This is a genomic window from Shewanella abyssi, assembly GCF_023284025.1.
Taxonomy (GTDB): domain Bacteria; phylum Pseudomonadota; class Gammaproteobacteria; order Enterobacterales; family Shewanellaceae; genus Shewanella; species Shewanella abyssi.
The window spans coordinates 57,177-79,482 of the sequence record NZ_JAKIKR010000019.1 but is presented as its reverse complement, the minus strand read 5'-3'; the positions used below and the strand labels follow the sequence as shown (position 1 = coordinate 79,482).

Genomic DNA, 22,306 nt, shown 5'->3' with positions numbered 1-22,306 from the left:
TTTATCACCTTGGTTAATTGTTGTCCAATTGTTTTTGGCATACATGTAATATAAAGCGTTGTTTAATAAAATCTTATTTAAATAATTGCTAATGTAGCGTGTGGTTAATCGGGTTGTTTTTACCGCGCGGAGAAAGCTAAATATTTATTCGAGGTTGCCTATTAAGCATTATTAATTGATAGTTAAATAACTTCCGTTTTACAAGGTGAGTTTAATGAAAATATTCATACTGTTATTGGCCCTGTGCAGTGTTACTGCTGTTGCGGATGAATGGCAAACACAGCAGATTGATGCGAATTTATCTTTTCGAGGCAGCGCTGCGGCTGACGGTATTATGTGGGTAAGTGGCTCCAACAATAGTGTCTTCCTGTCAAAGGATTCAGGTAAAACTTGGCTCGATGTCTCTATTAAGGATCAACCTTTAACCGATTTTCGCGATATTGAAGTTTTCGATGCTAACACCGCAATCGTGATGGGTGCTGGTGGGGGAGCGTTATCTAAACTCTATCTTACCGAAGATCAGGGGGCTTCTTGGAAGCTGTTACTCGAGAATAAGCACGAAACGGGCTTTTTTGATTCAATTGCTTTTTGGGACCGAAACAATGGCTTGCTACTAGGGGATCCCGTTGATGGTTGCTTTGTTATCTTACGTACTCGAGATGGCGGTAAAAGTTGGCAGCGCATTGCCCGAGGAAAGTTACCTGAATTACTGGATCGTGAAGTCGCATTTGCCGCTAGCGGTAACACCCTTATGGTCGGTGAAGCGGGTCAAGCCTGGTTCACCACCGGCGGCCATAGTAGCTCCATTTATACTTCGCAGGATTTTGGCGAGTACTGGCAAAGAACGCACATTCCGCTCTATGACGATACCCAAACGGCAGGGGGTTACGGACTTGCGATGAATAGTTTGAATGATGTGTTCGTTGTCGGCGGTGATTACCAGCAGCGTGATAAGCACGACGCCAATATGGTGTATCTAAAAGGTAAAGTCTGGCATAAAACGCGTAAGTCGACTGCCGGGCTAAGGACGGCAATGGTCTGCCATCTAGCAACATGTATTGCGAGTGGGAAATTAGCTATGGATATTTCCTATGACCATGGTTTTAGTTGGCAGCCACTATCAGTTAAAGGTCAGATACAAGGTTATTATACCTTGGCGATTGATGATGATACGGTGGTTGCGGCTGGGCATAATGGCCGCGTAGCGGTTTATGTTGTGCCACAGGCAGACTGATTTTATCGCGTTGACTCTATTCCAATACACAATAATAAAGCCCAAGTGAGTGACTTGGGCTTTATTATTTGTCAGCTAAGCACTAAAAACATAATTAGCGCCCCTATGCAGCCACCACACACGGTTGCGAAAGCGAGCGTTAGCGTCTGAGCCCGCAAAGACACTTGTTGCATCTGCTGATGGCTAGGGGTTGGGATAACAACGAGTGTTTTTTGCTCAATCTCAAACACCGCGCACAAGCCTAATAAAGTCTCATTTGATGCGCTGCCATCTTTTTCTATTCGTTGCACTGTGCGCAAACTGATATCACAGGCATCGGCTAAGTGCTGTTGTGTCCAGCCTCTTGATAGCCGCAGATCTTTTACGGTTGTAGCACTAATATCCATGTTCTACTCCGCATATCTAAAGATTTTAATATGCATCAGTTTAACCCATAAACTGGAATGTAAGCCAAGCTGAAATGCCGCCAAATAAAATGCCTGCTAAGAAGAACATAAACACTCTTTTTAGCGCAGCTTTGGTGCTCATCTTTAGGTAGGCTTTGGTTTCTGTCGCGACATGATCGCCATTTTTATAAAGTGTGCAGACTACCGCTGCAGTAAGCAGGTTACTGACTTGAAATGTCACTTCATAATCATTTCCAGAGTAACAAAATTCATGAGAACTCTTCATCCCAAGGTTGCGCTTTTCAGCAACAACCTCATCATTGATGTAAATGGTCTCTAGACCTGAAAACCCGGAACCATGGGCAGTAATTCGAACCTTTTCATCATTAAAATAATACCAATATCCGTTTGTAATTGAGACCTTGTCCATTGCGATATCCAGTTTATGTGGTGTTATCAAGCTTTCCATATTGTGCTCCTTGCTATGTCGGTAGTTGAATTTGACTGCAGCAAGTTGAGCATAGAATTGAACTTTAGACGGCGTCATCGATATGACAGTCATACGATCGGCGTATGACATTGTTACTGTCATATTGCTAAGGCATTGAAATAATGCCTTTTAAACAGTCTCACTAACTACTGTCTGAAAATAGATAGTGAGGGAGAACTGTGCTTTCGTTTTGTTCCGCGGCTAATCGGCAATTTCACTTTTATAGCGTTTACCATTAATTCGCTCAATGATCTGCGTCGCATTGAGGTCGTGGATCACATTGATCAGTGTGGCGGGGGCATCGGTTACCGCGCCAATAATGACCAAAATAGGAATAACCTCTATCGGTAGCCCCAGAGTGGTGACAATAAATATCTCGCCTAAAAAGGCACCGCCAGGCACACCACTAATAATAAAGGCTGACAACACTGAAATAAGTACGGTGAGTGCAAACACATCCGCAGTAAAATCTAAGCCCAATATCGAATAGATAAACACAATCTTTAGTGCGGTGGTCATCGAAGCGCCACCCTTATTGAGATTGACCAACAAGGGCAGGCAGATATCTGCTATTTCCTCTTTGATCCCCATCTTATTTGCGGCGCGGATATTCACCGGTAGCGTGGCAAGAGACGAGCTGGTGCCTAACGCGGTCACAGACGGCGCAACGGCATGTTTCCAAAATTGAGTCACGCCTTTGGTACCGCCGCCTAGCCATGCGTAAATTGTCGAACCAATCGTGAAGTAGATAAGCGCCGCAATAAAGAACAGTCCAATCGCGCGAGCAAACGTGCTGAGCAGTTCGGTGTCTTGGCTCGCCATGGTTGATGCAAAATAGGCGCCTAGTCCGATGGGCGCCGCTACCATCAATATTGATACAATCTTCATGATAACGGTATTGAGGCTATCGAGCATGGCAGAGACTTTTTCGCCATCTTTTCCTGATTGTCCAATGGCGATACCAGCAATGACCGACATGATGATCAGTGCCAGAATATTAGATTTAGACAGCAGCCCGACAAAATCATTGGTGGTGAGCAGCCCCACAAAATCCATGTTGCCAACCCCCGCTTCCACCTGCTGATGTAGATCGAGTACAACACCTTGGGCCGGGTCAAAGGCCAACGCCAAGCCAACAATCGATACCGCGGGGATTATCGCCATCACAATGGATACTAGAAAGAGGGTGATGAGAATAACACCTAGTTTCTTTAGATCAGTCATGCGAGCGATGGAAGAGGTCACACTGATAGCGACGAGCGGCACAATAATCATGAACAGTAAATTAAGAAATATTTGCCCTATAGGTTTTAGCTTAAGGGCAAAGTCAGGCAGCACGATACCGATAGCGCCCCCTATCAGCAGCGCTGACAGCAAAATAATCGAAGAACGATAGGGCTCAAGTTTTTGCCACATAGATGAAGATCCACTTATTATTTGATGTCAAAACACTGACTTATGATGCGTCTTACCCGTTAAACTATCTAGCCATGTTGGGGGTGTCAACCTAACAATCGAAAATGAAAAGACCTGAAGTTAACAGGCCTTTAATATGCTCTATTGTCGCGAACTAGCGGCCTCTTCGACCTTCGCGCGCCATGCCGTGTTGTCTTGCATTTCGGGAACGATTTAGTCCTTCACGGTCAAAATTGCGATTATTCATTTGTCGATTGATATTGTTGGATCGATTTATATCAGTACTAGGCCTTGATGGCATAGTGATGGGCTTACTGGTATCGCGATTATTGAGTCCAGTTTCAACTCTCTGTTTGGTTGCCGGTGCCGGCGTCCAGCTGCCTTTACTGCGGCTTTGCCACTCACCATTGTTATCTCGCGCAATGTTGCCATTTTTATCGGCAAAGACGTTGTTAGTGCGGCTCTTGTTGTGAGTCGCTTGTCTAAGATTGTCGTTTACCTTCTTTGGGTCGGCATTACGGATACGATTTTTAGGACGGTTGTAGAGGTTATTTCCCCCAACATTTTTGCCAGAAATGTTGTTGTTTTTGGCAACCCTGTTGGAAATATTAGTGCGATTACCAATACTGACACTGTTACCGATATTGATATCGCCAGTATTGATCACAACTGGGCGACGGTAGCCTCCGCCGTAATAGCCGCCACAGCATCGGCCGGGATAATGGTGATTCCCCCAGCCCGCATTCCAGCCAACACCCACCCGAAAGAAGCCATTGCTCCAGCTGACGCCTACATTCCAGCCGGTCCAAGGGTTATAACCAACATGTAAGCCCCAAGTGGGTGGCCTAGGGTAATAGTAACGACCCCAGTAAGGTGGGTAGTACCATCCCGTGCCATATACAGGCACACCATAGTATGGGTAAGACCACATATATCCCGGTGTATAACCCACATAGACAACCTCTGGGGTGGAGTCGTAAATCTCTACATAGGTGGTGTTATATACCGGTGAACTCGGGGGGATTTTAGCGATTTCGTCTGTCGGAACGTTATCTGCAACTTTCCATGGCCCTTTAGCCGCTGAAGCGACAAACCAAACCGCGTTATCAACTGCATAGTATTGACCGTTTATTTTCAACACCTGTGTTGCGGTGTTGATCCCATAAGCGACTTTTGTTCCGGGTATGGCATCAAACTTGGGCTCACCATCGTATGCCACGGTGAGCTTTGCTTCACTGCGCTTAATAGCGGCAGTTTGGGGTATTTGCGCATCAAGCATCGCTTGGTCCGCTTCTGTGGTACCAGCAACCGAAACGCGTAGACCACCAATATCGGATCCAGGCGGAATGTCATTGAAACTCGCCGGCAGCTTATCGGCGCGCACAAAGGCCCAGGGGCCAGCTTCTTTCTTGGCTTGAAACCAGCGCCCAGACAGCAGCAAATACATATCAGCAGAAGCAACTTCTCTAATCCATGCTGTCTCGGTATTGCTAACGTAAAGCAGTTTGCCCTCTGTCAGGCTTTTCCACCTAGGCTTACCATCTGTTGCTACTAACTCTGTCGCAGTGTTTACCGCAATCACTGCCGGTGCCGCGCTACTTTTGGTTGGCGTCGCGTCATCAGACTTGGGGATCATGTTAACTAAATCTTCAGGCGGATACTGGGTCACTTGCCAAGGACCCATTGGGTTGTCGGCGGTGTACCAGAACGTGCCGCTACTGAGGTATAACTTCTTAGTCTGTTTGTTACGTGCAACGGCAAATGGGGTGTTTAAAGCACGTTCATAAGGGCTGTTCTCTATCTCTCTAAATTGCGGCGTACCGTCGAAAGACAGCAGTACGCTGAGTTGCTGGCGGAAAATAATATTGGGTGCATCGTTGTTGATGTTTTCTAAACTTTGCTTTTCCTGTTTAGCATTGGCGAGACTGGCAGAAAGGCGCTCCATCGAGATATTAAAACTACTGCTGCCAAGGGCTTTTTCTACCACTTCAGTAAAGCGTTGCTCATCGGCTGCAGTCGACTCTGGCCAGCGAACTTGGGTGACTTTTACGTCTCTAACGGTGGCACTGTCTGCATTGGTATCGATGCGGGCGCTAAACCAGAAGGCACCAAAAATGGGATCATCTCTATCGATGAGTTCGAGAGACATGGCCGCACGCCCTTGCAGAATATTGCCGCTGAGTGATTCAGGCTGTGGTTGGTAAACCACTATGGTGCCCTCTTTTTCAGTCACCTCTTGTGGCCATTCAATCGCATTAGCATGGGCTTGACCAAGTAACAGAACCATCATTACAGCGAATATTGAGCGGCAATAGACGTAGATTTTGGCAGGCATAGTAGTTCCTTCTATCTTCGGTAAACTCGCTAACTCATTATGGATCTCTATAGAGAATAACTATAGCCGTTCATCATCAAAATCGCCTTAACCAATAGAAATATTATTGATTTATAAGCACAAAAAAGCCCTAAACGTTTCCGCTTAGGGCTTTCTAAAAGGCGCTTTAATGGCGCCATTAACTCAATTTTTTACGTTTACAAGCTGTAGTAAAGCTCGAACTCAACAGGGTGAGTCGTTTGGTTAACACGTTCAACGTCAGCAGACTTAAGCTTGATATATGAATCAATAAAGTCGTTGCTGAATACTTCGCCACGAGTCAGGAACTCACGGTCGGCATCTAGACACTCAAGTGCATTTTCGAGTGACGTTGCTACTGTAGGGATTTCTGCAGCTTCTTCCGGTGGTAGATCATAAAGATCCTTATCCATTGCTTCACCTGGGTGAATTTTGTTTTGAATACCGTCAAGACCAGCCATCAACATTGCAGAGAATGCTAAGTATGGGTTAGCCAATGGGTCTCCGAAACGCAGTTCGATACGACGGCCTTTAGCACTTGGTACTACAGGGATGCGAATTGACGCTGAACGGTTTGCTGCTGAGTAAGCAAGCATCACTGGCGCTTCAAAGTGTGGGATGAGACGCTTATATGAGTTAGTCCCTGGATTAGCAAATGCGTTAATAGCACGAGCGTGCTTGATAATACCGCCGATGTAGAACAATGCTATTTCGCTCAATCCGCCGTACTTGTCACCGGCAAATATGTTAACACCATCTTTTGCTAGAGATTGGTGCACGTGCATACCGCTACCGTTGTCGCCAACAATTGGTTTTGGCATAAAGGTCGCTGTCTTTCCGTATGCGTGCGCAACGTTGTGAACAACATATTTAAGCACCTGAACTTCATCCGCTTTAAGCGTAAGTGTATTAAAGCGTGTGGCGATTTCGTTCTGACCAGCGGTAGCGACTTCATGGTGATGGGCCTCAACGACTTGCCCCATCTCTTCCAGTACTAGACACATAGCACTACGAATATCTTGTGATGAATCAACCGGTGCTACAGGGAAGTAGCCGCCTTTAACGCCAGGACGGTGGCCTTTGTTGCCATCTTCGTAGCTAGTCCCTGAGTTCCAGGCCGCTTCTTCTGCATCAATCTTGTAGAAACAACCTTGCATGCCAGAGCTGAACTTAACATCGTCAAATAGGAAGAACTCTGGCTCAGGACCAATCAATACTGTATCTGCGATACCCGTTGAACGTAAGTAGTCTTCTGCTTTCTTAGCGATTGAGCGTGGGTCACGGTTGTAACCTGTCATGGTGCCTGGGTTTAGAATGTCACAACGAATGTTTGCTGTGGTTTCTGCTGTGAACGGGTCAAGGACGAAACTTGCAGGATCAGGCATCAATACCATGTCTGATTCGTTAATGCCTTTCCAGCCAGAAATTGAAGAACCGTCGAACATTTTACCGTCTTCGAAAAAGTCTTCATCAACTTGGTGGCTAGGAATTGAAACGTGCTGTTCTTTACCTATCGTATCGGTAAAACGCAAATCAACAAACTTAACTTCTAATTCTTTTAGTTGTTGTAAAACTGATTCTGCTGACATTCTAAAGTCTCCGAGTAGGGTAAAGGGTTATCCCTTTGTTCTTATCTTAATGTTTAACGCAATGTGCGATTCTGCTTTTTGTAAAGCGAGAGTCGTGCCAATCATGTAACGTCATGATCTTTATCTGTTATCAATTAAAACAGAAACACTAGATTCATTATCGCGCACCATAATGGTGCGATCAATGGATCAAAGTGGTGCGCGCGCCATTATTGTGCAGCGGCTTTGTCTTAATATGAGCTAGTCGTTGTTTATTGATAAAATTGAGATAACAGAATAACTAAGGCCTAGGTATTTTTATAGGGGATAAGTCAAAGAAAAATCAACCAAATGTAGATAAGTGTTATTCAGATAAAAGACAGTATATTTTGCTTGCACGTTTATGTGTATAAAACAGGCTAAGCCACAAACACCATTAAAGAGGCTATAAAACAGGATGTTTTACAATATTCACAACTTAAAAGGGCGCTAAACGGCTGTGAACGGTATTTAAAAGATGAGTAATATAAATAATGTCATTAAAGGGAAATATAAAAAGTGTATATAAAGCGGGCGTTATGGCGAGAAAAAGCAACGCGCAAATGTTATTTTTAACGATTGGTTAAAAATAATCCTGTGAGATAGTCGCTACCTAGAGTAGAATGTCACGCTTTTTATAGCAACAACTATACTCGTTTGGTTTAGTCGTTGTCAGTACCCCCCTATATATTATATTTATACCGATGGTAAGAGGTTTAGCCGTGTTAGAGAATTTACGTAACATCGCCATTATTGCACACGTTGACCATGGTAAGACTACCTTGGTTGATAAGCTGCTGGCGCAGTCAGGAACCCTTGAGACTCGAGGAGAAGCCACTGAGCGGGTGATGGATTCAAATGATCTTGAAAAAGAACGTGGTATCACGATTCTGGCCAAGAACACTGCCATCAAGTGGAACGATTACCGTATCAACATCGTTGATACTCCTGGTCACGCCGATTTCGGTGGTGAGGTAGAGCGTGTTCTATCTATGGTTGACTCAGTATTGCTACTGGTTGATGCCGTTGATGGTCCAATGCCACAGACTCGCTTTGTGACTAAGAAAGCTTTCGCCCTAGGTCTTAAGCCAATCGTTGTTATCAACAAGATTGACCGTCCAGGCGCGCGTCCTGATTGGGTTATCGATCAAGTCTTCGACCTGTTCGACAACTTAGGCGCTACCGATGAGCAGTTAGACTTTCCAATCATTTATGCTTCTGCATTGAATGGTTTTGCCGGTCTGGACCCTGACATCACTGAAGGCGACATGACGCCATTGTTCGAGACTATCGTCGAGAAAGTTGCTTCACCAGATGCTGATGCAGAAGGTGATTTACAGATGCAGATCTCGCAAATCGATTACAACTCATACGTGGGCGTTATCGGTATCGGTCGCATCAAGCGCGGTAGTATCAAGACTAACCAGCAGGTCACTATAATCAGTGCCGATGGTAAGAAGCGTAACGGTAAAGTTGGCCAGGTATTAGGTTACATGGGTCTTGATCGTAACGAAGTTGAAGTCGGTAATGCCGGTGACATCGTGGCTATTACCGGTCTGGGTCAACTACTTATCTCAGATACTGTCTGTGCTACTACTAACGTAGAGGCATTGGAACCACTGTCTGTCGATGAACCTACTCTGACAATGACCTTCCAGGTCAACACCTCTCCGTTCGCCGGTAAAGAAGGTAAGTACGTGACTTCACGTAACATCCTTGAGCGTCTGCAGCAGGAACTAGTACACAACGTAGCACTACGTGTGGAAGAGACTGAAAGCCCGGATCGTTTCCGTGTTTCTGGTCGTGGTGAGCTTCACCTGTCAATCTTGATTGAAAACATGCGTCGTGAAGGTTACGAGTTAGCCGTTTCTCGCCCAGAAGTTATCATTAAAGAGATCGATGGCGAGATGTGTGAGCCATTCGAAAACTTGACTGTTGACATTGAAGAGCAGCATCAAGGTTCTGTTATCGAGAAACTTGGTATCCGTAAAGCTGACATGAAAGACATGCAGCTCGATGGTAAGGGTCGTGTACGTATCGACTTCGTTATCCCAAGCCGTGGCTTAATCGGTTTCCAAACTGATTTCATGACAGCAACTTCTGGTTCTGGCCTTATCTACCATTCATTCGACCATTACGGTCCAGTGAAAGGCGGTGAAATTGGTCAACGTGCTCGTGGCGTATTGATCTCTAACGCTACCGGTAAAGCACTGACTTTCGCCCTGTTTAACCTTCAAGCACGTGGTCGTCTATTTATCGGTCACGCCGCAGAAGTTTATGAAGGCCAGGTAGTCGGTCTTCATGCTCGCGCCAATGACTTAACGGTTAACTGTTTGAAAGGTAAGCAGCTGACTAACATGCGTGCATCGGGTACCGATGAAGCGCAAGTACTGACTCCGCCTATCAACATGACACTCGAGCAAGCGCTTGAGTTTATCGATGATGATGAGCTAGTTGAAGTAACACCGCTGAACATTCGTGTTCGTAAGCGTTACTTGAGCGAAAACGAGCGTAAGCGTCATAACCGCAAGTAATCGTTTCGTTTAGCTTCAACCCTGAATAGGGTTAAGTATTAAGAAGCCTTGAACATGAAAATGTTCGGGGCTTTTTTGTACATGGATGTATTTATCCCCGAAGTACAGGATGTACTAGGAGGGGGTTTATGTCTGGCCATAAATGTTCCATTCATTTATTGGCATTTCCTCCTTCCCTGGAGGTCAGAACATTTATGCCAGCACCCATGGATGGGTAGTGCAGGTATTTGTACATGGATGTATTTATCCCCGAAGTACAGGATGTACTAGGAGGGGGTTTATGTCTGGCCATAAATGTCTGCGTTTAGTGGCGGAGTAGGTGAAAGCACAGCAGTGACACGGCGTGAATATGTCCCTATAGCCTCTGCGGCAGCATCCCTGCTGCCGAAGGTCACCGCCCTGTTTCCCTGCTCATTGTCCCCTCGATTAGGTCAAATGTTAGCGCCGCCTCGATATGGCATTCCCACCACGATCCACTGGGAGGTGGCGAATGTATGGAACAAAATAGACCATGTAGTCATCATTTATTGGCAATGTCGCTTCATGCTGTGATTAGGTCACCATTAACTCAAATATCAATAATTAAGCTGCGACTATGCTGCCGCCTCATCAATCGTGTTGGATTCTAGCTTTGACGCCTTAGGCTTGGCTAACCAACGCCACAAGGTCTCCAATGGTCCTTGGTTGAAATACCTAAGGTAAACGCTGGCGAGAATGACTTGGAATATAGAGAAGCCAATCGCAATCAACATATAGTCGGGTCGATCTAATGTCATTGTTAGCGTTGGTGCAATATAACGAAACAGCAGTACCCCGCAAACCGATTGCAATATGTATAAGCTGAATGTCAGGCGTCCTACTTTTTGCAATGGTGCTAGTACCGTTGCACGGTTTTGACATATTTTCACCAGCAGGTGGATATAGATAAGTGCCATAGGGATCGCGCTAAAGATGACGACTGTGGCTGATAAACTGGTTAACATAGGCTTATCAGCAAGAGTCAGTAAACTATCGACGGTCGATAATAGTAAAGTTGCAAAGGCAAATTGAAGTAACGCTTTGTTGCTAAACCCATTCTCGAACGTCCCCTTGCGATAAAGTGCTACACCCAACATCATTAAGCCGGCCGACATCCACATTGTGACCAGCACTGCAGTAAATACCATGGCTGTAAATATTATAAGCTGCATCATTACCTGCTCGCTATAAGCACCGGTCCATATGAGCAGCTCCTCTTTAAATTGTGGCGAGCCGCGAATAACGGGCTCTTCTGGTACAAAAAGGCTAATAACGGCAAAAATAAGCAGTGGCACAATGATAAACCACAGAGATTTTTTTATTAGCTTGGCATTATCGAGTTTTAGATAGCAAAGGGCGACAAAGCCGCCGAGGGCATAGGTAAACAATATGTCTCCATACCAAATAAAAATAGCATGGATCGCACCGAACAATAACAGCCACTTCAACCTCGACTTAACCGACTTGTAAGGGTTATCAGACCGGTTCGCGAACCTATCGTATTGGATAGCTAAGCCCACACCAAATAGCATCGAGAATAGACTAATGAAGCGACCTTCCAGAAAAACGTTGCTAAACAGTAAAGTTAGGGTGTCATGAAGTGGAATCATTTCATGGTTGGCATAGCCTAAAAAGCTATTACCAAAGAAGTAGATGTTCATAAATAAAATGCCCAATAACGCTAGGCCACGAATGGCGTCGATATTGGCGTTACGCGTGAAGGTATTGGGGTTTGGGTTATTGCTTACTGAGTTTGTTAACGGTTCCATCTGTTGTTGTGCATCCATATTGCTTTAAAAGTGAACACACAATATCAGTACCGAGTGTTTGCTGGAATCTAGTTGCTATTAACTGCAATACTTTTCATGCAGATATTACGGTGTTGGTTATTCAGGCAAAAAAAAGCAATCCATATGGATTGCTGAAGAATATGTTCAATTTACAGTGCGCTAGCGTTGAAACTGAATTTTGGTGGCAAACCTAATTAGGAATGCGCAGTTAGGATGATGAACAAAACAAATATTTAGCCTAGCAACTTCAATACTCTGGTTAGGAGAGGATGAAACTGTAAAAATGAGTCGGTAAACATTGGCCTCATATAATCAGAGTACGAAAGTTTTAGATGGTTCCAACTTTCTCCATTAACAAAAGTTTAGTTTTAAAAATGGGCTATTCATTGTCAATGAGCCTAGCACCTATCTGAAAGCTAAGAAGGTCCTAGGTACTAGGACGTTCGCCAGCTCACTGCTAGGACGGACTAGGTCCTGCTAGAAAATCAACAGAAAACACCCTTTGGCTTTTGATGTTGATTTTATACTTTGCTAGAACCTAGAACCTAGAACCTAGAACCTAGAACCTAGAACCTAGAACCTAGAACCTAGAACCTAGAACCTAGAACCTTCTTTTAAAGTAGGTCGGCATTTATGCCGTCGCTGTTCTCTTTTCTAGTTTTTACCGTAAGGCCGTAGGCCGTTCGTCTAAGATTTTACCGCTCTAATACTCAAACCTTCCCTAATGTCCTATCGAGTTTAAATGTTGGATCAAATACATCCGCGTTTCTGTCGGGGTTTGGCTGACCCAAAATCCACTTAGATAAGCAATAAGCGGAATTAAGAACAATAGCACCATTAAGCCAATCGTTAGGCCGCGTGCAGATAACTTAATACCGTTGCGAGTACTAAAATGCAGAGCCTCTTTTTTAGGGCAGGCGGAGACGCAGCGCATGCAGGCTTGGCACTCATCTGAGCGGATGTCCTTCTGCGTATGTACTGAAATATTGGCAGGGCAGGCTCGGCTGCATTTATCACAGTCCATGCCTTTGCTTTCAATTAAGCAATGTTGTGTGCTGCGGCGAATTTTAAACGGGCTTAAAAAGCTGACGAGGCCAAGTAAAGCACCATATGGGCAGATGTAGCGACAAAATCCTTGTCGACGCCAGGCTGACAGACTGAGGATAAAGCCGAAGCAAAGCAGTGTCACTAATCCGGGAGTGATAAAAAACAGCGCCATTTTCAGATCGGCTATCTTGTGATAATTGCCACTGAGGTAATTAGGTATTGTCTGTGCAGGCATGCCCACAATGATATAAAGCAGCGCTAATAAAAGAAGGTACTTCACCATTCTAAGGGGCCAATCTAGCCAAGCGGGTGGTAGATATTCAGCTTTTATAAAGCGTTTTCTGAGTTTATACAGATACTCACCGGCGATCCCTAACGGGCAAGCCCAGCCACAAAAGGCACGTTTACAGAGCAAGCCTGTTAATAGCACGACTGTGAGCATGACCGCGGCTGCTGGGTGAGTTTGATCCCAAATACCGAGGCTGATAATGGCTTTGAGTTCGATACCGCCCGCAATAGGCAGAAAAGCATCGCCGACATCAGGACGCATTAACCATGGCGTAATCCCAGCTTTGAGCAGCGCACTATTCACCGCAAACTGTATTCCAACCAGTAACATCGATAGCGCCAGTAGATGTTGAACCCCATCACGCAGATTATTGCTCCTCATATCGCCCTGAGCGACTTGAGGCTGAAACTTGTTAACGAAGCCAATGACGACAACGGCAATGGCAAGCGCGGCGATTAGGGGCCAATATAGGCTAGATATTACCGCGGTGGAAACCAATACTCCGCTTGCCGCTGCCCCCCATTTTTTGCCACTCCAATAAAGCAAGCTAACACTGTAAGTCAGTGCCAAGGTAAGGGTTAATGATTCGATAAAGCTCATAGCAGTGTCAGTTAAATAATGATTGATACTATTGTGAAACTTTTTAATTGAAGAAGTTCTATCGGTACACGCAGCTTGTGGGGAAGATCGTAAACTTAGGATTAAACTATAAAAATTCAGGCTTTAGTTCACAAATTCAGTTCCTAAGCAGCAAGGCTTAGGAACCGCACTTTAGTCATCGCTTACTTACCTTCCAGAGAGGCAATAAACTTGGTGGATTCATCAATCGACTTGTTCATCTCTTTGATAAGCCCTGAAATGTCAGTTTGCAGGCTGGTAAACTCACCTTTAATCGCGCCAATGGCTTGGGCGTTGAGGTTATGCTTTAGGTAAAGCATGTTGTCTTTCATTGCCGTGAGCACCGGGGGCATTTTGCTCTCTGCGCGGCGCATGCTTTTGAGCAGTTGCGTGTATGAGCGACGAGTTTGTTTCAGTTTTGACTCACTACCGCGGCGCAGGCTAGCTTTGCTTATTTCAGCTATCTCAGTCTGCCATTCATCGAACAAGGCTTCGGCGACATCTTCAACTTTATCGATGCGGTTAGTGACATCATCGGCCGCATCTTGGGCTGACTCATATTCATCTTTGGCTTTGTTGTAGGCACCTTCTAAGTCGCCACCGTCATGATTGAGCAGCGCTTGCATCTGTTCGAGAGCGGAGCTGAACTGCTCTTGTGCTTCCTGTTGAGATTCTTTAGCGTCTTCAACACGGTCAACCATGATGTCTCGTTTATGATAGCCGACTTTTTCCATCGCGCCATAGTAAGCACTTTGGCAACCGGTTAGCAGCAAACCGCAACTAATGATGGCTACCGATAATATTTTTCTCATATTATTCAATCCTGAATGTGATTCTAAAGCGGAGTCCTAAACTTAGGCTGCTGGCTAATCTGAGCGATATTTAGCCGCGTCGATAACGCACCAAACATGAAGAAGAAATCCAACGATAGCAGGGATGATTAAAAAATAAAAAAAGTAACACGTGTATATGACGACGCAAAAAATTAACGCCGAAAATATACGCCCTTGAACGAGCTGGCCTAAACCCGCGATAAAAAAGCTTGCGATAGCGGCAATTACATTGCCAGCGGAACCCTGTTGTGACATCAATTCAATCCTTATACTTGTAAAGAGAAGGTTATTAGCTTTATTGTACCCATATAGATCTAAAACCTTGTACAGATTAGGTACAACTTTAACAGAATCAAGAGTAACAAGTGAAAAATAAGATAGCAGTGAATCAATTTCGGTCTTTTTTGTGGAGTATTTGGGCATTTTTTTTACATTTGCTGCGCCGCTTCAAAGAGGACCAAGTCAATATTAAAGCGGGGCACTTAGCCTACGTCACGTTACTGTCGTTAGTGCCGATTGTTGCTGTCATGTTTTCTATGCTGTCGGCCTTTCCGGTCTTTGCTGGCATTCGTGAGCAGTTGGAGGGATTCGTGTATGACAATTTCTTACCCGCGGCCGGAGACACGGTACAGATCTACATCAATGAATTTGTGGCTAACGCCTCTAAAGGCACCAGCGTCGGAATAGCCGCCCTTATAGTGGTGGCGCTAATGTTGATCTCCGCAATCGATAAGTCACTCAACAGTATTTGGCGTACCAAAGAGAAACGCCAAGTTGCGGTATCATTTTCAATGTACTGGATGGTACTGACTTTAGGGCCTGTACTCGTGGGTGCAAGCTTGGTCGCGACCTCCTATTTAGTGTCGCTACAGTTATTTAACGACTCTGAGCTATCTGGCGTGGTGCCGCTGATTATTGAGCGACTGCCAATGATGTTTTCGGTGGCGGCATTTTTACTGCTTTATATGGTGGTACCGAACAAAAAAGTTAAGTTTTTTCATGCTCTGCTCGGTGCGATTGTCGCCGCAATGCTGTTTGAACTTGGCAAGAAAGGCTTTGCATTTTATGTGACTCAGTTTCCGAGCTACGAGGCTATTTACGGTGCATTAGCGGTGATCCCTATTTTGTTTGTTTGGGTGTATGTCTCGTGGGTTATCGTATTGGTTGGCGCTGAGATCACCGCCGCTCTACCGGAATATTTACGCGAACGACAAATCGCGCGAGCAACATTATTAGCAGAGGCTGCAGCAATAGAGACAGCAACACCGACACCGACAGACGATAAAAAACCTATAGAGACTGAACAGGTTAAATCGACACCTGACGATGGTGCTTAAAGGCGATGTTACGTCAGCCGAAGTTGATTGCACGTGACTGGTTGGCCGTTGGTGGTGGACATGAATTGTATATCGCACAATACGGCAATAGCGATGGCATTCCTTTACTGTATCTGCATGGTGGCCCAGGGGCTGGTTGCTCAATAGATGAGTTAAATTTGTTCGATCTATCTGTCTATCAGGTAATAATGATGGATCAGAGAGGTGCGGGACGTTCGCGGCCAAGAGGAGGGCTTGAGCACAACCAGCTCAGCAATCTATTAACTGATATTGAACAGGTGCGACAGTGGCTAGGTATCGCTAAGTGGGCGCTCGCTGGCGGATCATTTGGTGCAACATTGGCGCTATTGTACGCTGGGCTTTATCCAAACAGAGTGACTAAACAGGTGCTATGGGGCGCCTTTGTTCCGAGTCCTGAAAGTATCCAGTGGTTGTATGGTCAACAGGGGGCGGCGCGATTATTTCCATCAGAGTACCTGAGCTTTAGTGTGGCGGCCGCACCGGGTAATCAACTACACCGTTTATTCAGCTGTTACCGAGACGGATTTGAAAATACCTCTGCCAACATTCGGCAGGATTTTGTTAGGCGCTGGTTAAATTGGGAAGTCGCGTTAGCTTACCCTGGGTGTGAGTCATTTGATGACAATGTCATTCTTAGTCAGGCGTTAGCAAGCATTGAGCTATATTATGTGACTAATAATTACTTTGGTGCTTTTGAGCAACTGTCTGATACTGTGATGGATATTGAAGCGGAAACGCTCATCATTCAAGGAGAGTTTGACTGGGTTTGTCCGAGTGGTGTTGTACATACGTTTTTGCAAGATAAGGTAAATCATCAGATAAAGGTGATGGAAGTTAACGGCGGTTATCATGCATTGGCAGACGTTAAAATGGCGAATGCAATCATGAGCGCCATACGAGAAATGGCCCAGAAAATAGATAAAGGAATTTGTATCAGATGAAAAAATTACTAATAGCGAGCTTGGTCATGAGCCTTACTGCTTGCGCTGCAACTGAAAACAACACTGACGTTGAAGTGACGACGATAGCACCTGATAGTGTGACTTTAGGTGGTATGACAAATGAACAAGCGTCAACAAAGCTGTTAGAAGCCTTAGTCAGCAAAAATTACTTAGCAACTAAAGCTGGGCCTAATGGGGTGGCGGTAAACTTTGATAATAGTCAGTTTATCCTGCAACCAAGCATCAACCCTGATGGTATCGACCGTATCTTGATGAGCCGTTTTTATGCTATTCATCCTAAGTATGTGGGCAGTAAAGAGATACTGATCATGATTGGTACGCTCAATCAAAAGCTTAACTTCGCCAAGTTTGTGGTGAGAGAGCAAGGTGCAGTGATTCAAGTACAAGGCTCTGCAACCTTTGTCGATACCATAAGCATGGAAGAGATCCGTCGCTTTATACTTTGGACCGATGAAGGTTTGCGTCAGGTTGGAAAATCACTGCCAGAAGGCTCAGAGGATGTGATTAAACCCATCCCTGTGATGCAGCAACTCAAATCAATTTAAGTTTATCCATTACAAAAAATCGCCTATGACTTATGTGAGTGAGCATGGCGATTATTTTTTGCTTTTTTAGTCGGAGAGTTTTACGTGATAGCCTTGATTCAACGTGTGAGTGAAGCAAATGTGGTCGTTGACGGTGTAACCATTGGAGCGATAGATAAAGGTCTTTTAGTGTTGCTCGGTGTCGAGCGAGAAGATGATATCGCAAAAATGGAAAAACTGGCCACTAAGGTCATGAGTTACCGGGTGTTCTCCGATGAAAACGGCAAGATGAACCTAAACCTTGAGCAAGCGGGGGGGAGTTTACTGGTGGTTTCACAGTTTACCTTGGCCGCAGATACTGGCCGTGGGTTACGTCCGAGCTTTTCCGGAGCGGGTACACCGGATCAAGCGCGACAACTCTATCACGGCTTTGTTGATTTTTGTCAGTCGAAAGGGGCGAATACCCAAAGCGGTGAATTTGCCGCAGATATGAAAGTCTCCCTGGTGAATGATGGCCCGGTGACGTTTAACCTGCAGGTGTAATAGGCGATGAAGCAGCCTTTTGATGCGTCAGCATTACTGACGCAATTGCTGCACACCGTTTATCTGCTACTAGCCCTGCGGCTTACAAGCCAATAGATCTTTAAGGGCACCGGCATTAACCACACTGGCTAAACCGCTGGCGTTTAGTATATCGCAGCCCTTTTGCGCTCGGATACCTGCGCCGCAGTAAAGTAGAACAATCTGCTCTGAATTGTCGATGCTTACTACCCACGTGGCTAAGGTATCTAGCGGCACATTGATAGCATTGGGGAGATGTCCGCCGGCAAACTCTTGAGGACTACGAACATCAATGACAGTGGCGCCTTGTTCGATAAGCTGCCAACACTTATCTCCAGGTGGGCAGTTAGACAGCTTTGAAAGTATAACTTCAGACATGGATTTTCCTTGGCATAGTAATGTAATGATAGTGACACTATTAAAACTGCTTATTAGGTTTAATTCAATAAGTTTTTCCTAATGAATCGTTTTCCATTATCGGTATAACGCTATGTGCACTCACCCGCCTCCTCACTGAAGGCGGTTGGCAGCTGTAGATCTGTTATTTAGACCACTTCTTAAAAATAAGCGAAGTATTAATCCCGCCAAAGGCAAAGTTGTTACTCATGACATAATCAGTCTCGAGTAAGCGAATGTCATCTTTGATGTAATCGAGCTCACCACACTCGGGATCAACCTCTGTGAGGTTAAGTGTTGGCGCAAACCAGCCCTCGTTCATCATCTGTATGCTTACCCAAGCTTCAAGTGCGCCACAAGCCCCTAGGGTATGGCCGGTGTAACTTTTTAGTGATGAGATAGGTTGGGATGGGCCAAACACTGCGCTGGTTGCCTGAGTCTCAGCGATATCACCGCGGTCTGTCGCTGTGCCGTGGGCATTGACGTAACCAATAGCACTGGCTTCAATATCTGCATCTTTAAGTGCCAGCCGGATAGATGTTTCCATCGTGGCTGCATTTGGTTGAGTGACGTGTAAGCCATCGGAGTTGGTTCCAAAACCAACAATTTCGGCATAGATTTTAGCGCCACGGGCTTGGGCGTGTTCCAGCTCTTCAAGCACTAAGGTGCAAGCACCTTCACCAATCACTAAGCCATCACGTTGCTTATCAAAGGGTTTTGGCGTTTTTGATGGGGTATCGTTTTTAGTGCTAGTGGCAAAAAGAGTATCGAATACTACCGCCTCAGTTGGGCATAGCTCTTCACCACCCCCGGCAAGCATCAAGTCTTGTTGGCCATATTTTATCGCTTCATAGGAGTAACCAATGCCTTGGCTGCCCGAGGTGCAGGCGCTACTTGTGGTATGTACGCGACCTTTTAAGCCAAAAAATACCCCGACATTGACTGCCGTTGTATGGGCCATCATGCGAATGTAACTGGTGGCCGTGACCCCTGACATATCACCGCTTTTGAGCATATCGCCAAAAGCAATAATAGGGTCGGTGCTGCCCGTTGATGAGCCATATGCAATACCCATCGCCCCTGATGTCACCACAGGATCATCAAGCAGGTTGGCATCAATCAATGCTAACTCGCTGGCGCGCGTTGCCATGATGGAGACGCGGCCCATTGAGCGTATTTTTTTGCGAGTATAATGAGCTGGTTTTTCAAAATCGGTGATCGGCGCGGCTAAGCGGGTATTTAAACCATCAAACTTGTCCCATTCATCAAGCCGAACAACACAGTTTTTCTGTGCCTTAAGATTAGTCGCAATCGTTTGCCAGTCATGACCCAAGGCCGTGACCCCACCTATGCCTGTGACGACGACTCTGCGGGGTAGATGGCTCATATCATGCCACCATTAACGGAGATCACTTGGCGAGTGATATAAGCGGCATCTTCCGACATCAAAAAGTTAGCCAGTCCTGCAATTTCAGAGGTTTTACCCATACGTCGCATCGGCACGATAGTGTTAACCATATCCTGAGGAATATCTGCCACCATATCGGTTTCAATCAGCCCTGGCGCGATACAATTTACGGTAATTTTGCGTTTTGCCAGCTCAAGCGACAAGGCTTTAGTGGCACCTATGATGCCGGCTTTTGAGGCGCTGTAATTGACTTGGCCACGGTTACCTGCAATACCAGAAACCGAGGCCATGGTGATGATCCTGCCACCTTGTCTTGCTTGGACCATTGGCATGACGGTGGGATGGATAACATTGTAGAAGCCATCCAAATTAGTGTGCACTACACTGTCCCACTCTGACGCTGTCATCGCAGGGAAGGCGGTATCACAATTTATGCCCGCGTTTAGTACTACACCGTAATAGGCGCCATGGTGCTCAATATCTTGTTCGATGGCTTGCTTTGCGGCTGCGCGATCGGCGATATTAAATTTAAGGCAAGATACCGACACACCCAATTGCTCTAACGCTTGTTTTGTTTCGTTGGCGGCGTCGCTATTTTGATAATAATGCATGGCAATATCAAAGCCAGCAGCCGCCAGCTTTAATGCAATTGCTTTGCCTATGCCGCGACTTGAACCGGTAATGAGTACTCTTTTAGTCATCTCTTATCCTTAACAGCTGCCCTTTGTTATCTGTTTTAATCGGCTAACACTGCTCTCTATAAAGTGGTATTAAATTTATTGTTAGTCAGTCGCTTCTGCAATATAGGCACTGGTGTCTTGCGGCTGAAACACGTTCACATTGGCTTCGGCTACCACTCGCTGGTGGTGCATTATTTTGCAGTCGAAAACCGCTAAGCCAGACTCTTCTTGATACAGTCGAGTGACTTTAGTTTGGTAGGTCTCGCCCGCTTTAAAGTGTGGAATATGCATTTTGAGCTTACGGGTCCCCAGTAAAAAACCCACTCTGATAATGTCTTCTCTAAGATGTGCTTCAACCCCAGCTAAGGCGGCAATGCTTTGCGCCATATATTCAATGCCAACATAGTTTGGCACCCCTTGCAGCTTGTCATCAAAATAGGGGCTAGTGACCGATATTTTGGTTTGGGTGAGTAAATTATCAGTTTCATACTCCAATAGGTTACTGATCAGCACCATAGGTTGGCGATGAGGAATAAATTGCTCAACATTTTGGCTGGCAAGGGTGGATAGATCAAACATGTGAGTCAGCCTCATCGGTGGTTTTTCTATGGCGGCTGAGTATGAGGCTGGCATTGCTGCCCCCAAAAGCAAAAGAGTTGCTCATAACATGCTGCAGCACTGTGGTATCGCCATAGGTAACGAGGGGCAATACTGGGTTGTCAGTGTCTTGCTGTTGGTCCCACACCTGGGGTGGCAGTTTGTTATCAAGGTTTAAATCGCTCAGTAACAGGTAGCAAAAGGCCGCTTCAATAGCGCCTGCTGCACCTAAGGTGTGACCGGTTAACGGCTTGGTTGAGCTGCACGGGGGAATTCGATTAGTAAATACCGTGGTGACGGCTCGGCTTTCCATGGCATCGTTTTTGGGTGTTGCTGTGCCATGTAGGTTTAAGTAGCCAATTTGTTCAGCATCCAAGTTTGCCATTTTTAGCGCTGATTGCATGGCCGTGATAGCACCAATCCCGTCAGGGTGTGGTGCCGAAATGTGGTAAGCATCGCTGGATTCGCCGACACCGGTTAATAGAATATCGTCCCGCTCGGTTGCCCGCTCTAGGGTGAACAATGCCGCCCCTTCACCAATGTTAATGCCGTCACGGTTGCGACTAAATGGCTGGCAGTGGGCTTTGGAGATTGATTCTAGTGAGTTAAAACCATTGAGGGTCAATTGGCATAATGAATCTACACCACCAACAATGACCATGTCACAGAGATCAGCATTAAGTAGTCGTCGCGCACTAGCAAAGGCTTTTGCACTTGAAGAGCAAGCGGTGGATACCGTTAAACAAGGCCCTGTGAGCCCAAAGTAGCGCTGTAAAAACCGACTGCTGTCGCCCAACTCTTGTTGTGAATAGTCATATCCTGTGGGGAACTCGCCATGCTGACTATGATGCGCTAACGCCTGCTCGCCAGTGGCGATACCTGAGGTGCTAGTGCCAATGACCACACCAATACGCTTGGCTTTATATTTCGTTTTAGCTTCAATAACGTATGCTTCTATCTGCAGCGCAGCCACTAAGGCAAGCTGATTATTACGGCTATCAAACTGTTGCCATTGCGGCCCGAGCTCTGGGAGCTTGGTTGCTACTTCACCAACCAGTACTGGGCGGGCAAACATTAAGTCATCACGCCATTGCATCCCCTCTATATTAGCGGCAATGAGGTTGTTAAGCACAGATTTTGGCGTGTCTCCCAGTGGTGTAGATAAACCTATTTGGGTTATTGCTATTGCGCTATTCGACTTCACT

General features: G+C 45.7%; 21 protein-coding genes. 7 read left to right on the top strand and 14 right to left on the bottom strand.

The annotated features are described in order from the left end of the window. Positions 1-214 precede the first annotated feature (214 nt). A complete protein-coding gene (locus L2755_RS10490) occupies positions 215-1,234 on the top strand; it encodes a WD40/YVTN/BNR-like repeat-containing protein (RefSeq protein ID WP_248980643.1) in 1,020 nt (339 codons plus the stop codon). Positions 1,235-1,305: 71 nt separating this feature from the next. On the opposite strand, the gene L2755_RS10485 is transcribed toward L2755_RS10490, so the two are convergent. From L2755_RS10485 to glnA, 5 genes are all read right to left on the bottom strand, one after another. Continuing rightward, positions 1,306-1,620, bottom strand: coding sequence for a helix-turn-helix transcriptional regulator (locus L2755_RS10485; protein ID WP_248980642.1), 315 nt, complete (start codon positions 1,618-1,620; stop codon positions 1,306-1,308). A 40-nt stretch (positions 1,621-1,660) separates the two neighbouring features. Beyond that, positions 1,661-2,089, bottom strand: a complete 429-nt coding sequence (locus L2755_RS10480; RefSeq protein WP_248980641.1) for a hypothetical protein — start codon at positions 2,087-2,089, stop codon at positions 1,661-1,663. Positions 2,090-2,311: 222 nt separating this feature from the next. Continuing rightward, the gene (locus L2755_RS10475) at positions 2,312-3,526 is read right to left on the bottom strand and encodes a dicarboxylate/amino acid:cation symporter (RefSeq protein ID WP_248980640.1); all 1,215 of its coding nucleotides are present in this window, start codon (positions 3,524-3,526) and stop codon (positions 2,312-2,314) included. Positions 3,527-3,680: 154 nt separating this feature from the next. Continuing rightward, positions 3,681-5,861, bottom strand: coding sequence for a carbohydrate-binding family V/XII (locus L2755_RS10470; protein ID WP_248980639.1), 2,181 nt, complete (start codon positions 5,859-5,861; stop codon positions 3,681-3,683). Positions 5,862-6,058: 197 nt separating this feature from the next. Further along, on the bottom strand, positions 6,059-7,468 hold the full coding sequence (glnA, locus tag L2755_RS10465) for a glutamate--ammonia ligase (RefSeq protein ID WP_248980638.1): 1,410 nt from the start codon (positions 7,466-7,468) through the stop codon (positions 6,059-6,061). Positions 7,469-8,208: 740 nt separating this feature from the next. Here glnA and typA point away from each other — a divergent pair. Both typA and L2755_RS10455 read left to right on the top strand, forming a co-directional pair. Further along, the gene (typA, locus tag L2755_RS10460) at positions 8,209-10,020 is read left to right on the top strand and encodes a translational GTPase TypA (protein WP_248980637.1); all 1,812 of its coding nucleotides are present in this window, start codon (positions 8,209-8,211) and stop codon (positions 10,018-10,020) included. Positions 10,021-10,314: 294 nt separating this feature from the next. Continuing rightward, positions 10,315-10,572 (top strand): hypothetical protein, encoded by a 258-nt coding sequence (locus L2755_RS10455; RefSeq protein ID WP_248980636.1) that lies wholly within the window; start codon positions 10,315-10,317, stop codon positions 10,570-10,572. A gap of 41 nt (positions 10,573-10,613) precedes the next feature. On the opposite strand, the gene L2755_RS10450 is transcribed toward L2755_RS10455, so the two are convergent. From L2755_RS10450 to L2755_RS10435, 4 genes are all read right to left on the bottom strand, one after another. Beyond that, complete coding sequence (locus L2755_RS10450; protein WP_248980635.1) at positions 10,614-11,807, bottom strand: DUF418 domain-containing protein; 1,194 nt, start codon at positions 11,805-11,807, stop codon at positions 10,614-10,616. Positions 11,808-12,549: 742 nt separating this feature from the next. Continuing rightward, a complete protein-coding gene (locus L2755_RS10445; protein WP_248980634.1) occupies positions 12,550-13,764 on the bottom strand; it encodes a 4Fe-4S binding protein in 1,215 nt (404 codons plus the stop codon). A gap of 182 nt (positions 13,765-13,946) precedes the next feature. After that, positions 13,947-14,594, bottom strand: a complete 648-nt coding sequence (locus L2755_RS10440) for a DUF2959 domain-containing protein (RefSeq protein ID WP_248980633.1) — start codon at positions 14,592-14,594, stop codon at positions 13,947-13,949. Positions 14,595-14,648: 54 nt separating this feature from the next. Beyond that, positions 14,649-14,870, bottom strand: coding sequence for a hypothetical protein (locus L2755_RS10435; RefSeq protein ID WP_248980632.1), 222 nt, complete (start codon positions 14,868-14,870; stop codon positions 14,649-14,651). 110 nt (positions 14,871-14,980) lie between these two features. Between L2755_RS10435 and L2755_RS10430 the strand changes: the two genes are divergently transcribed. The 4 genes from L2755_RS10430 to dtd all read left to right on the top strand — a co-directional run bounded on the left by L2755_RS10430 (position 14,981) and on the right by dtd (position 18,002). Beyond that, the gene (locus L2755_RS10430; protein ID WP_248980631.1) at positions 14,981-15,952 is read left to right on the top strand and encodes a virulence factor BrkB family protein; all 972 of its coding nucleotides are present in this window, start codon (positions 14,981-14,983) and stop codon (positions 15,950-15,952) included. A gap of 5 nt (positions 15,953-15,957) precedes the next feature. Continuing rightward, positions 15,958-16,914 carry an alpha/beta fold hydrolase gene (locus tag L2755_RS10425; RefSeq protein ID WP_248980630.1) on the top strand — a complete coding sequence of 319 codons (957 nt, stop codon included), beginning with the start codon at positions 15,958-15,960 and terminating at the stop codon, positions 16,912-16,914. Continuing rightward, positions 16,911-17,480: a hypothetical protein gene (locus L2755_RS10420; RefSeq protein ID WP_248980629.1), complete on the top strand. Its 570-nt coding sequence runs from the start codon at positions 16,911-16,913 to the stop codon at positions 17,478-17,480. Before L2755_RS10425 ends, L2755_RS10420 begins: the two co-directional genes overlap by 4 nt. Positions 17,481-17,564: 84 nt before the next feature. Further along, positions 17,565-18,002, top strand: a complete 438-nt coding sequence (gene dtd / locus L2755_RS10415) for a D-aminoacyl-tRNA deacylase (RefSeq protein ID WP_248980628.1) — start codon at positions 17,565-17,567, stop codon at positions 18,000-18,002. Positions 18,003-18,071: 69 nt separating this feature from the next. On the opposite strand, the gene L2755_RS10410 is transcribed toward dtd, so the two are convergent. The 5 genes from L2755_RS10410 to L2755_RS10390 form a co-directional block, all read right to left on the bottom strand. Then, positions 18,072-18,398: a rhodanese-like domain-containing protein gene (locus L2755_RS10410; protein WP_248980627.1), complete on the bottom strand. Its 327-nt coding sequence runs from the start codon at positions 18,396-18,398 to the stop codon at positions 18,072-18,074. Between the two features lie 163 nt (positions 18,399-18,561). After that, the gene (locus L2755_RS10405; protein WP_248980626.1) at positions 18,562-19,803 is read right to left on the bottom strand and encodes a beta-ketoacyl-ACP synthase; all 1,242 of its coding nucleotides are present in this window, start codon (positions 19,801-19,803) and stop codon (positions 18,562-18,564) included. After that, positions 19,800-20,525 (bottom strand): 3-ketoacyl-ACP reductase FabG2, encoded by a 726-nt coding sequence (locus L2755_RS10400; protein WP_248980625.1) that lies wholly within the window; start codon positions 20,523-20,525, stop codon positions 19,800-19,802. The genes L2755_RS10405 and L2755_RS10400 overlap by 4 nt, the downstream gene beginning before the upstream one ends. An 81-nt stretch (positions 20,526-20,606) precedes the next feature. Then, positions 20,607-21,083: a hotdog family protein gene (locus L2755_RS10395; protein WP_248980624.1), complete on the bottom strand. Its 477-nt coding sequence runs from the start codon at positions 21,081-21,083 to the stop codon at positions 20,607-20,609. Further along, positions 21,076-22,305: a beta-ketoacyl-[acyl-carrier-protein] synthase family protein gene (locus tag L2755_RS10390; RefSeq protein WP_248980623.1), complete on the bottom strand. Its 1,230-nt coding sequence runs from the start codon at positions 22,303-22,305 to the stop codon at positions 21,076-21,078. The genes L2755_RS10395 and L2755_RS10390 overlap by 8 nt, the downstream gene beginning before the upstream one ends. Between the last annotated feature and the right edge of the window lies 1 nt (position 22,306).